Here is a 13,690-nt window from a genome sequence, read left to right as displayed (position 1 = left end):
TTAGGTGTTTATATGCCTTCATCTTTTTTATGGTTTGCTTACCTTGAAGATGAAGGTTTTTTTATCCAAAATTGGTACTTCTCATTTGCGAAAATTTGACACTTTAAAGTTGCTGATTACAAGTCATAAACTTTAGCACCCAGGTTGATACCATGCCCGCCCTTAATCGAACCCTGGGAATAATCATACACGAAGCCCAACGTATTTTCCGGAAGGTTCGAAGTATCTATCCATGATGCCCCGGTGGGATTCCTGTACACACTGGAGGAGCAGTAAGTTAGTGGCGGATGGGTATGAAACAGGCCAATTAAATATATTCCTCCCTGTGATGGATCCGTTGATGGGTGCGGAAAATTATTAAGCGTTAAAGTGGCATCCTCCCCGCATTCAGACGTATTCCCTGTTTGGAAAGGCGAATCAATCATTAACTTCTGGACATCCCGGTCAAGGTAAGCGTACAGACAGAACCCATACTCTTTATATTTGCCATGATTTTTTTCAGCAAATTCCTTTGTTTTCTGCCAAGCATCGTCCATATCCGATGACACCCACGATTTAATTACTTCCCGGGGAGGATACTCAACCGTAACTGTAACAATATCTGAATCATACGTTTCTACATCGTTAAACCTAACCTGCGCCTGTATATCCCATATTCCGGCTTTTAACGGATTTCCGCTATAGCTCAGCATCGATACGCCTCCGTCTAAGTAATGGCCTTCTCCGTCTTTTAGCGGATCATCTCCTGTTTTTGCAATGTAATAATATACATAAGCAACATCGTTTTCTGTGTACCAGGGGGTATAGAAAGACAGGCGCAACTGATAGTTCCCCTGCAAAAGGGTTATCAAACTGCTGCCTGATGTCAGGAAAACAACCTGGACATCCTCATCCGTCGATTTGGTATCTATGTTTACTTGCTTTACTTGCTGAGTTTTGCTGAGGTCTTCTTTTGTACAGGAAAAAAGCAAGACCCATAACAATCCGGTTAAAGGAATTAGTAATAAAAATTTAGTTTTTTTCATGATTTTAAGTTAAAGGTTATTGTGTAAAGTTTCGGTAATCTCTTTAATTCACCATCCTAAGGGTTTGCTCTTTCATGCTGAGTAACCCTGGGTTTTCGTCCGGAGGGGCATGTTCGGGTATGGTATTCTTGTATGTTTTCATGATCCGTTTTTAATCCGTTTTTTTTCAATAACAAATTAATGTATTCGAGGAAGAGGGAAGGGGGGCAAATCAGTAAAATACAGGGGGTTATCTGATTTTATCTTCACCATAATAATCAATGCAAAATGTAATCACGCTCTTGAGTGCCCGATTATTTGTTCTGACTATGCCTGTTTCATAGTCTTATATGTTTATTGAAAAAAGAGTTTTAAACTTATTGAACGAACAGGAATTTCACTTTGGTTTTAGTCAATGATTCTACTGTTTTTTTGCAAACTATACTGGTTTTAGAAATAGTAATTTTAATGCGGGATAAACAATAGCTCTTTGGGACTCTAGTTTAAATTTGCAATGATTCTCTGAACTTATCCTTAACCACGAGTAAACAGAGAAAAAATAAAGCCGGCTTGTTGCTTTGTGGAACTTGGTACTCTCGTATGTTTGTATTAATAACGATCAAGACTCATTTAATTACTGATTTTGTAGTTTAGTAATATAAATGGGAGAAGGCAAGTAGGTGTTTTGGGAGTTGTGTATTACTGTTCGCTAACAGGTTAAAAAAAAACGTTAAGTTGAACTAGAGCCTGTTTTGTTTGTATATGATTAAAATAATTATTATTATAATAATTAAGAAATTGACGGTTGTTTTATTGTCAATTTTCCAAAAAGCTAAAGGATAAATGTAAACCGCTTCTAAAGATTTGCCGGCCGCTGTTATCGAGTCTAATGACTACCAGTGTACGGGGGATTCTTAAAAATAGTCCGGTAAAGGTCTATATTAAAGTACTGGCAATGGTTACTCAATATTCCCATCTGGATTATATTCGGGTTAATCCTGTTAAAAATAATGTTCAACGAAAGTGATGAGAGTGTTTTGGACAGGTGGGGTTGCAGTCTATTTTGCCGAGAAGAGTATCATCAGCATGATTTACTTTCAATTAGACCGGATTTCTATTAAATAAGAAAGCCGGAAGCATTCGCAATGAACACTTTCGGCTTTTTGATTTATTATTTTAGCTTTTTCTTATTTTGCTGGTTTCAGAATGAAGCTGTACGAATACGCTTTATCTTCCAGACGGTATTGTTTGTGAGTCCAAGCACCCCAGCTGTTATCACCTCCCACGCCACATTGTTCCAGATCGATTCGCAAGTAAACATCCCTGCGAGGATGAACGTCGGCAGCATGTTGTTGCTTTTTGGTCAATCCTGTGTCAAAATCGGACGTATCAAAATGCAGGGCGCTGCCGCTCAGTGGTTGCAGTCCTTCTACCTTTAGTCCGTAACCTTCATTGTCTGTCAGGCTCATCCACCGAATACCGGTTTTGTACCCGTTTTCCTGCGGACGGATGTAAGGCACATACTGGTCGGTTACGTTGCTGTTGTATATGCCCAGTAATGCTCCTGAGTTCCGGTCGTTATAGTTTTCCCAGGGACCACGACCATAGTAACTGAATTGATCGTAATCGCCCGCCAGACGAAGGTTCATCCCAAAGCGCGGAAGATCCGGTAAACCATCCGATCCTGCTTTGCAAGTAACATCAACTTGCAGGCTTCCGTCACCGTTCATGGTGTAAACCAGTTGGTAGTCCGAGTTCACATCTTTCAGCCGGAGGTCAGCGGTAATTACAACGGTGTTTCCTTTTTCTTCGATTTCGATATTCTTTAATTCGCGATTGCTGCCTGCTGCGCGCCAAACGTTACAGCGCGAAGACATGCCGTTCCCGAAATCATTGTCGGTTGGAGCTCTCCAGAAATCTGGCACCAGCTCTGAGTTAATCAACCATTTACCTTGTGCAACCATCCGATTCACTAATCCGGAGTTCTTACCAATGCGTATTTCGACCTTCTCAGTACTCAGGATAATGGTATTACCCTGCTGACTTACTTGAGGTTTTGTATTTGAAACTTTTGGAGTCGTAAAATAATCATTCCCGTCAAAAGCGATTTGATCGTAAGCCACTTCTTGACCAGAAGGAACCAGGTCTTTTGCTTCTTTGGTATATGCATGAATGTTGAGCAAGTACTCAACACCTTGTTCCGCTTGAATCTTCGGCAAATCAATTTTCACCTTTTGGGTTTCGCCCGGTTGAGCAGTACAGGTAAATTCACCTTCGGTGGTTTTTTCGCCATTTTTCAGTAATACCCATTTAAAATTGAATTGGTTGAGACTAATGAACGAATATTCGTTGTACACATTCAGTTCGCCTTTATTCAAATCAGCTGGTGAGACATGAATACTTTGATATTGGTATTTTATCTCCATCAATCCAGGGTGAGGGGTGCGGTCGGGGAAAACCACTCCGTTTAGGCAGAAGTTCACGTCATTGGTATATTTATTGCCCCCCAGGTCGCCGCCATAAGCCCAAAAATTGTCGCCAGATCCGTTTGTTGCCAATACTCCCTGGTCAACCCAGTCCCAGATAAAGCCACCCTGCATGTGGGGTTTAGAGCGAATCAAGTCCCAGTATTCTTTAAAGTTTCCATTACTGTTCCCCATGGCATGCGAATACTCACACATAATGTAAGGGCGACCAGGATTTTCTTTTTCTGCATATTGGTGCATACTTCCCATTCCGGGGTACATCGGGCAAACGATATCGGTATTTTCATTCTCACCGGCCTGTTCAAACTGTACCAAGCGGGTGTTATCGCGTTCTTTGATCCATTTGTAAGCATCATGAAAAACAGAACCATTACCACACTCGTTGCCCAAACTCCAGATAATTACCGAAGCATGGTTTTTATCGCGCTCAACCAAACGGTGAATCCGGTCCATATGTGCGGCATGCCATTCAGGCAGGTATGCCGGGTGCTTCTTTTGGTCGAACCAGTTCTGCCACTCGGCGCCCATGCCGTGAGTTTCAATGTTGGCTTCATCAACCAAATACAAACCATACTGATCGCAAAGCGAAATCCATATCGGGCTATGCGGATAGTGAGACATACGTACAGCATTAACGTTGTGCGCTTTCATTACTTCAATGTCTTTTATCATGGTGGCTTTGTCCACATAATGGCCGGTTCTTTGGTTGTGTTCGTGCAGGTTTACCCCTTTTACCAATATCGCTTTCCCGTTCACCAACAGTTGGCTATTTTTCAGTTCAACGGTACGGAACCCGATTTTTTGAGAAGTTGTTTCGATCAGTTTGCCATTCGCGTCGTATAGCGAGAGCAACATTTGGTACAGGTTGGGCGTTTCGGCGCTCCACTGTTTGGCGTTTTTCAGGTAGGTTGAAGCCGAAACGTTTGTTGTTGCATTCTCACCGGCTTTCCAGCTTTTTCTGGTTTTGTACTCCTGCTTGCCGTCGGCTCCCAGAATCTGTACCTGTAGCGAACCAGAAGCAGGCTCGCTTTTATAGTTTTTTACCTGCAAATTGAGCGAGAAAGTTCCGTTCTTATAAGCTTTGTCCAAGCCTGCTTTGGCGAAGAAATCGTCAATGCGTACTTGGTCAGTGCTGGTTAGATAAACATCGCGGTCAATACCTGACAAACGCCAGAAATCTTGGTCTTCGAGGTAGGAGCCATCACTCCAGCGATATACTTCAACTGCTAAATTATTGGTTCCTTTTTGTACTTGATCGGTGATGTCAAACTCAACCGGACTTTTTGTGACCTGGCTGTAACCAACCTTTTTACCGTTCACCCAAACATACATGGCCGAAGTGCCAGCGTCGAAATGCAGCACTACGCGGCGTCCATCCCAGTTTGCCGGAAACTCGAAGCTGCGTTTGTACGAACCTACCGGGTTATGTTTGTGATCGATGTATGGCGGGTTTTTTGGGAACGGGTAGGTGACATTGGTGTAAATGGGCGTTCCGTAACCTTTCAACTCCCAGTTGGAAGGAACTTCGATGTTATCCCAACCACTCACGTCATAGTTTTCTTTGTAAAAATCGACCGGGCGCTGGTCAGGAGCATAAATCCAATTGAATTTCCAGGTTCCGTTCAAATCGAGCACATTAGCCGATTGGTTCTTGTCATTTTTCAAAGCCAAAGCCTCATCGGAGTATGGAATGAAATAGGCTCTCGGATCTTCTTTGTTAATACCGAAAACGGCCGGGTTTTCCCAGTCATTGGTTGTTTGCGCTCCTGTCCGGGCTGCAAACAGAAATAAAAATAGATAGACTAAACTTTTCTTCATGTTTTCTTATTCGTATGATTGTTTTGATTTACATTAATTTTTGCATTTCAGCCATTTTAATGGTATTGTTTTGCTTTTTATAAACTTTATACAGTGCATTGATGAGCATTTTGTCCGTTGGAAAATCGTTGAATGACTCTTCGAGCATTAGTCTCGATTCCTCATATTCGTCTTTGAGTTGTTTGAGTTGTTTTTTTGTTTCCACATAATCAGCCAACTTAGCATTGCTCATGGAGTTGTAACGTTTAACTTCTTTTTCGTACCCCTCTTCAACTTTTTCAAAGAAGGTGTAAGCCAGCATTTTTTTTGCCTTTTTATCGTCAGGATGTTGTTCGAGTATTCGATTGAAATTGTCGATTGCCTCATCAAATCTCTGAATTCGTTCCAATGAAAAACCTTTTAGATAGAGATAGTTTCTGTCATTCGGTTTTTCAGACAACAGTTCATTTAATTTCATTACTGATTTTGCGTATTGACCACTGTTAAAGTATAGATAAGCTAGTTTCGAATTAAATTCATCTTTCTCCTCAGGAAGTTTTTTGGCACCTTCAAGAAGTATTTGTTCGGCCTCTGAAAATTGTTTCGAAAGACGATATGCATCAGAAAGCAATCTACAAGATTTTCCACTGTTGAATCCGAGTTCATAGCTTTTTCGAAGAAAGGGAGTCGCATCGTTATATTTTTTGATATTCATGTAATTCACCCCAGCTCCATATAGGCTTTCTCCATCGTAGGTACCCTCGTTCTCGAAAGCCAGCGCTGCCTTTACAAATAATTCAGCAGCCTGTTCGTAGTTTTCCTGTATCTCAGCATTCATTGCATCAGTCTTCAGCTGGTCGGCGGATTGGGCCTTGCTTGTTAGAAGACAACCAGTCAATAATATTGTGATTATAAACCCCTTCATATTTATTAATTTTGTCCAAGTTGGAATTAAAACTTATTCTTGGGGCGAAAGCTTTTGGTAGCCCCTGAAATAATCCACTTCGTACGTTAGCGGAAACTGTGTGCCTGAACGATCTCCTCCGTTTTCCCCAATTGCGATATTAAGAAGTAAATAATGTCCTTGCTTGAAAGGATTAAGTCCATCTGGATTATTTGTTTTCGACAATTCAATGTCGTTTAATAATTGGTCATCTAGGTATAACTTAATGTTGTTTTCATCCCAGTCCATTCTCCAAATGTGAAACTTTTCAGCCCATTTCGAGTCATTTTTTTCCTCGATAAATTGTTTTAACGGTTTAAAGCTTGAGTCCCATTGAGCTTCCCAACGGTCTTGCGTACCCCAGGCTGCATTTGCAAGAATCCCTGGCATACCGTTTTTTATGCAAAATTCCATTAAGTCAATTTCTCCGTTCGATGCCCATTCATTATTAACGCCCAGAGTCAAGATTGCCGGCCAGGAACCTTTTTTGATAGGTAAGCGTGCTCTGATTTCAAATCGCCCATATTTCCACGATTGTTTACGTTTTGTAATGATACTTGCCAAGGTATATCCAGAAAACCCTTTTGATGTTGTCCTGTTATTAGTTCCAGCTTCATAATTTGGGTTTTTCACCTTTTCTCGACGTGCTTCAATTCTTAATACTTGCCCATCACAACTGGTATTATCACTTCGAGACCATTGAAGTTCCTTATTTCGGACAAAGCCAAGTTCATATGACCAATTGTCCGGATTTGGGTTGCCTAAGAAATTGAATTCCTTATACCATACCAGCTGATAACCAGCAACATTGTCATGATCTCCAAGGTCAGATAATTGCAGATTGACCTGTGGGTGGGAATGGTTAAATACAAATAATATGCATATAAAAATAGCTACTAAGTGTGTGATCATGTTGTTTTTACTAATTTATTTTGATTTGTGATTTTCGTATCAAAACCCCCTGTTTCTATTCGCAATCTTTATGTTTTTACGACATGAATTAATGTAATAAAAGACGAACCACCTTAACTGTACGCCTCTGAATGAATATAAAAAAATTACTGCTGTCCATTATTGCATTTATTCTAAGTCATTGATTACCATAACATTGCCTTCAATACAACTAGCAGAAAAAATATCAGCTTCTTCATAATCGTACTTTTTTGAATCAAAGTAGACCCCAAATTCCTGTGGTATTTTTTCTGAATAGGCATTCAAGTAGACGAAAGTTCCGCTAAATGTCGATGAACCTGACAATGAAAGGAATTTACATTCTTTTACGTTCTCTATTTTATAATAGCCATCGTCCTGTAAATGAAATCTCCAATTCTGTGATGAATCATTATTACCAGGAATAAGTCTCAGTGTTCCGAACAAAGAGCCGATGAAATTCCCTGATTTTTTGTCCTTCAATTTATAAACTGTTGAATCTTTCGTGGCGATAAATTCCAGACTTAGGTTTATATCATCGTCATCTTCGGTAATCTGAAAACCATTGGCAGGCTTAGAAACTAATCGGTCAGACGTTTTCTCAAGCAAGCTATACACGTGACCGACTCGGACCTTGAGTGCTCGTTTATACCGGTATATCGTATCAAAAACGCTTAGATCCCATTTATCATACCATTTCACAACCGGATATCCAGATCGCATGCTAATTGGTAACCAAACCAAGTGAGATTTGCCTACGTCATTTGGATCCCAACGGTCGCCCATGTAGATATATGCTTTTTCTTTATCAGAAAATTTAAATACAAAATTGCTTTGAGAGCGATAGGTAATTTCTTTCAAGGGATCAACAGCGAAGTTTGAGCCTTCGATCCAGTTTCCGAAAATATTGGTAGTGAAAGCACTGCGTCCAGGATTCGGAGCCCAACCTGTACACCCGGAAAACAGACCGTAATAAATGTCACCCACTTTAAATATTGAAGCAGCTTCAAAACGTCCGCCAATGAGAATTTTTGCTTCAATTGCACTTGGTTCAAGAAAATCATCACGAAGCAATGCCATGGTAGTATTGGTGTTCATTTCGGTTGAGCCAAAATAGTAAGCTTTTCCGTCGTCATCTACAAACAATGTTTGATCCCTTGAATCGTGATTGTTTGGACGATAAGCTTTATGAAAATTATATGGCCCTTCAATATTGTCCGAGATAGCAACACATACTTTTGCAGCATCATATCCGTTCCCGTTTTCCCAATGTGACCACATGACCCACTTATTATTTTTCTCATTAAAGATGACTTTGGGACGTTCAAGCGTACGACCGACTGCAATGTCATTTTCTTCCTTAGTAGGCTTTCCTGCAAGCGTGAGAGCCAATCCAACCCTCTCCCAACGATAGAAGTCTTTAGATTTGTAGCAACTAACTCCATTAGAAACCATACCAGTGCGATCTTCTCCGAACAAGTAATAATATCCGTTATGGAAGACGACACACCCTCCATGCGCATTGATCTGTACACTATCTCTATCAAGCCAAATTAATCCTGGAAAAATCTTGGTTTGTGCTGAAGAAATCAATGAGAGAAAAATGATTACGAACAAAGTAATTCCTTTCATATTGTATAATGACTAATAAAACCCGGATTCTCCCGAAGGAATACCCCATGCTTTTAAATTAATAATTATCTGAATCAATTGTTATTTTAGGAGTTAATGGAGCATATACTCCCGTTGTATCATATGTAAAATATTCAATTACAGCTTGCTTGTTTTCGAAGCCTATTTTTGCATCATACAACCTTTGCATCCCTGTAAGCTTTACATTGTCAACTTCAAGTGGGCTTATATTACCCCCCCCTTTATTTCGTTCCAAAAAAAAGAATATCCTTATTTGTTTACAACTTGGGGATGTCGTGTAATCCATTGAATAAGTTTCCCAGTTGTTACTTGCAACATCTACGGTAATTCCTAACGACCTATCCTGCACTTCCTGGATTTTGATTTTTCCGAGGTATTTTCCACTTTCTTTTTTGTACCCTCCCCTAATCAAAGCTGATAGCGTATATGTCTCGTTTGGTGCAACATCCACTATTTGTCCAATTTCGGCAGCACTCCAGCCATCACTCCATTCGTAGCGATTCATACGCAAGATGTGGTTGTTAAAATCCTGTTCGTTGTCAATCTCTTGTTTGATAATATATTGCTCTGAATTATACACATCCCCAATTAAAATATCCCATCCTTCGATTGATTTTGCTATTGGTACGTTGTTGTGCGTTGCAAATTCTCCTTCAAAATCGGGGTTTTTAAGCAGATTCTGTTTGAGAGTCCCTGTTCGCACTGCAAAATCTGGCTGCAGCCCATAATCAACTGCTGAGAGCGTGTCAATTGGAAGACCATCACGATAAAGGAAAATGCGATTATCCGAAGCTACAGAGAATCGATAAATATGAAAACGGTGATCATCGTTGTAAAATCTGCCTAAGCCACCTTCGACCGAAGTAATAGGGTTTTTGATTCCTTTTTTAAAATCTGAGTTGTATAATCCCATGCCAGAATTATTAATGTAAGCTTTAAACCCAATGCCACCTTCTGTCACTACATATGGACGAAATTCCTGATTTGGTCTATCTGTTTTTACTTTCATTTCAATAGTAAACCCATTTTCGAGGGGAACAAAACCATTCTTGCCGATGTGAAACAATTCCTTTAAATCGCCACCGACATAAACAGGAAATGCTGAAATATCTTTTTTAGGAAGTGGAGTCCCCAGTCCTTTAACATGAACATACGATCGAATTGATCCACTTCTAAAAATAATAACTCCAGACTTTTTACTTAAAGTCTGATCATAAGAAATTTCTATAGAGTTGTTCTTAGAATTGGCAGGGAATGATGTTTGACTGACGCTAAATCCAGGGGAAGCGGTAACCAAAACGGGGTGATCCTCCTGAATATTTTCCGAGTTTATAATCAACGTAGAAGTATTGTTTGTGCCCTCAACAACCAATGGATTTTCTTTACTATTCGGTTGGTATTTTTTTACTTTTTGATGACTATCATTCTTTGATTCTTCTTTTTTTGCTTTTAATCGACTGCTATTGGCGGGGCTAACCAATTGAATCGTACATCCGAATAAAATTAGAAGCGCGATCTTTGAATAGTTTAGGTTCATTGTATTTATTAAATTAGTCTTATTTTGTTTTGCAATACTGAGGTTGTCTGTTTCCTCTTTGAATGCTTCCACTTTCTTTACTGGTAATCCAGCTGAGAAAATATCAAATGCTTGATTCCCATACCTCCTTTCGGTTTCGACAGTAGATTACATTACATCTTAGTGTATAGTCTGTCTATTCTTCTTCTGCCATGAGTCTCCATTACTAAGATGAGTTTAGCTTCTTAATCTTATGAAGAGCTAAAAATATGGCAGAAGGCAGAGCTTAACAGGGGAGAAAACCGTAAAAAACAGGGAGTAAATTCGTAAAGTTATATTTTAAGAGCTTGTCCGAAGTTTTAGTATGCGGTTTCATAACAAAATTGATAAGAGTAGCTGTTGCCCAAAAGTATCGGATTAACGTGGTCTATTATCATTGTTGTCCGGTAAACCGGAATATTTCTAATATTTCGTTTTTAATTCAGTGACAATCAATGCCAGCTTTTTTCATTTTCAAAAGTAAGCCCCCTCCATTTCGGAGAATAGCGAATTTTCATATTTGTTTCCAATAATATCAAGCACCAACATTTTATAAGCTTTACCTATCAGGCGGGGAGCTGGCATAAAACACAACAATGTTATTCACAAATATAAAACACTGGCAAGGGATTAAACATCAGGCATATTGTAAGTAATATGGAACAAGCCGATGCCCGGTCTTTCTATTTCGGGTTTTCGTTTCGTTTGACGTTTGAGCCTGCAATATGGTCGTAAAACCACAAAGGCAAGCTCCTGATAGACATGCTTTTTTGACAAAGTCTTTTCGTGTCAGGTTCATGTTCGTGGTTCTAAAAGTTTAGTAAAAAAAATTAATTTCACATTAAACTAATTGATTCCCTTAAAAAAGTCTAATCATTTACGGTTTTTCACCGTCTGGTTTCAACAGTCTTAAATAGAAAATGCGCCCTGCCTTGTTGTCTTCTTTGCCTTTAAAGGTAACCGTGATAACCGATTTGTTTTTCAGTAATGAACGTGGAATTGGATATTCAACATTCACAAAATCGTCCTTGTTCCGTTTGTTGGAAACATTCTCGGTTGAAATTACCTGGCCATCAACCAAAATATCAAAGGAGCGTTTGTCGTTTTTATTTTCATTTCCCCTGTAACGAACCATCAACGAAAGCTTGTCCTGTCCTTTTGTAGCTAGCTGGTAACTGAAATAACCGCCATTACTGGCTTCACGGTAATATTCGTCTTTAAATACATTGGCCGATGTATTTGATTCTTTCATGGAATGGTCTGCCTCTGGCTGTTGTTCGCCTGTACCAACGTTGTCGATTGTGCGCTCGTCAAGTTCAAGGGCTTCCTGCTCCTTGGCTTTTAACGCTTTGACCACCGATGCGTATTCAGGTCTGGAAATTGACATCCAGTACATCATGTAACGAGCATCATGTATTCTTTCAAACGGCTCCAAAACCAACGATTGGTATTGGGGTTCATCGGGAAACATTCCGGGAGCTTGGAACATAAGCGGTTTACCTTTGATAGGCTCCAGATCTTGCAAAATGGAATCCCGGCTGCCTTCAATGATCGGCGCTTTATCCAATTCCTCTAGAGGACCACGCGCGATATGGCTCCAGCGACCATCATCTGCGATCAACCCATCGAGATCCTGGGTGCTGGTTTTTGCCCCCAATAGCATGGGGCCATACATTAATGCGATGTATTTCTCCACGTTGGGCAACTGCTCAAAATGTGCATGCATGGGTAAGGTGATTTCGATTTGGTCACCGGCCTTCCATGTCCGGTTGATGGCCAGGAAGCTTTCAGGTTGAGAGGCTTGTTTGTACAGTTCTCCATTAATCTTCACTGTGAATTCATCAGCTTTTACCCATTTCGGGTGACGGATGAACATCGTGAAGTCGCCATCTCCTTTTGCAATCATCAACTTGGTTGATTGATCATCCGGGAAATTTGTTTCCTGGTTCAGTTCAATTCCATTGGCTTTCCAATTCAAAACAGAAGGAATGAACAGATTCACAAAAAGCGAATCGCTGCCATTATGGGTGTAAATCATTTGCCCATACTTGCCGTGGTTTTCCATTCCTGTGCCCACACAGCACCACATTGCTTGGTTGGGGGCAGAGTAAACACGGTAATGACGTGGACGTGCCGGGGTAAAATAAACATAGCCACCGGTTTCCGGATTTTGGGTTGAAAGGATATGGTTGTACAGCGCACGCTCATAAAAATCAATGTATTCAGCTTTGGGTTGTATTCGGAAAAGATCTTCTGTCAATTTCAGCATGTTGTATGTGTTGCACGATTCCGGCCCTTCGCGGGAGGTCACGTAATCTTCACAAGCCTCGGCCGATGGGAAATGCTCACGGCGACTGTTGCCTCCCAAAGCCAGCGAGCGGTTGTGTACAACAGTTTCCCAAAAGAAATTTGAAGCTGTAAAATAATCACTATCGGAAGGACTGAACTGGGCCACCCGGGCAAAACCGATTACTTTCGGTATTTGCGTGTTGGCATGCAAGTTATCCAGATTGTCAACCTTTTTGGCCATGGAATCAAAAAGTACATGATGGGTAAATTTTTTAGCAGTTTCCAAGTACTTTTTATCACCGGTCATTTCATAGGCATCGGCATAAACTTCATTCATCCCTCCAAATTCCGTATTGAGCATATCTTGCATTTGGGTGGTGGACAAACCTGAGATTTCGTCAATCCCCCAATCACAGAGTTTTAGAAACATGGTTTTGGCCAGCTCGCTTTTCCCATAAAGCCAGGCATCGCGCAATCCGGCATACGTTTTATGCAGGTTGTACCAAGGAACCCAAGCCTTATGGAACAAGGTAAAATCGCCTGTCTTGACCTGCGCCCATATTGCCTTGCTGTCCGGGACTCCTCCCAAATAGCCGTTGCCGTTGGCATCCTGACATTTTTTGAGTTCGCTGAGCATATAATCCATTCGCTCCTTGCAATCGGTATTCCCTGTGGCGGCATAGTTCATGGCCAGTGCGCTGAGGTAATGGCCTCCAACATGCCCCGCCAGCCCACTCCAGTTTTTGAATCGGGCGCCTTTTACCGGAAGTCCGGCTTCTGTCAGAAAAGGTTCAAGCAATCGGTCGGTATCATATTCCAACAGGGTTTTGATGTTGAGTTCCTCCGCATTTTTAAATTGACTGGGAAGTAAAGTTACATCGCCAAGTGGAAACTCGTTTGGGTACAGTTTCTCCTGAGATTGGACACTTTTCACCGATAGCAATCCGAGAATAAGTAGCAATATAAATGCGGTTTTCATTGGGTTATTGTTTTAATGTGTCTTTTTAATTCCTTTTTTTCTGACTGAAAAAAT

Annotated in this window: 7 protein-coding genes; all 7 read right to left on the bottom strand. The window is 40.6% G+C overall.

Annotated elements, in window-relative coordinates; genetic code table 11:
* Positions 1–116 precede the first annotated feature (116 nt).
* Positions 117–1,025 (bottom strand): hypothetical protein, encoded by a 909-nt coding sequence (locus GR929_RS20890; protein WP_159523617.1) that lies wholly within the window; start codon positions 1,023–1,025, stop codon positions 117–119.
* 1,166 nt (positions 1,026–2,191) lie between these two features.
* Positions 2,192–5,308: a glycoside hydrolase family 2 TIM barrel-domain containing protein gene (locus GR929_RS20885; protein ID WP_159523615.1), complete on the bottom strand. Its 3,117-nt coding sequence runs from the start codon at positions 5,306–5,308 to the stop codon at positions 2,192–2,194.
* A 28-nt stretch (positions 5,309–5,336) separates the two neighbouring features.
* Positions 5,337–6,212 carry a tetratricopeptide repeat protein gene (locus tag GR929_RS20880; protein WP_159523613.1) on the bottom strand — a complete coding sequence of 292 codons (876 nt, stop codon included), beginning with the start codon at positions 6,210–6,212 and terminating at the stop codon, positions 5,337–5,339.
* Positions 6,213–6,245: 33 nt separating this feature from the next.
* The gene (locus tag GR929_RS20875; RefSeq protein ID WP_159523611.1) at positions 6,246–7,142 is read right to left on the bottom strand and encodes a glycoside hydrolase family 16 protein; all 897 of its coding nucleotides are present in this window, start codon (positions 7,140–7,142) and stop codon (positions 6,246–6,248) included.
* A gap of 168 nt (positions 7,143–7,310) precedes the next feature.
* Positions 7,311–8,792 (bottom strand): family 43 glycosylhydrolase, encoded by a 1,482-nt coding sequence (locus GR929_RS20870; protein ID WP_159523609.1) that lies wholly within the window; start codon positions 8,790–8,792, stop codon positions 7,311–7,313.
* Between the two features lie 58 nt (positions 8,793–8,850).
* Entirely contained in the window at positions 8,851–10,350 is a 1,500-nt protein-coding gene (locus GR929_RS20865) for a carbohydrate binding domain-containing protein (protein ID WP_159523607.1), read from the bottom strand.
* An 895-nt stretch (positions 10,351–11,245) separates the two neighbouring features.
* Positions 11,246–13,636: a glycoside hydrolase family 127 protein gene (locus GR929_RS20860; RefSeq protein ID WP_159523605.1), complete on the bottom strand. Its 2,391-nt coding sequence runs from the start codon at positions 13,634–13,636 to the stop codon at positions 11,246–11,248.
* Positions 13,637–13,690 lie beyond the last annotated feature (54 nt).

Source organism: Sunxiuqinia indica (assembly GCF_009847015.1).
Taxonomy (GTDB): Bacteria; Bacteroidota; Bacteroidia; order Bacteroidales; family Prolixibacteraceae; genus Sunxiuqinia; species Sunxiuqinia indica.
Note: the sequence above shows the minus strand (reverse complement) of the source record. Positions and strands in the feature narration are given on the sequence as shown.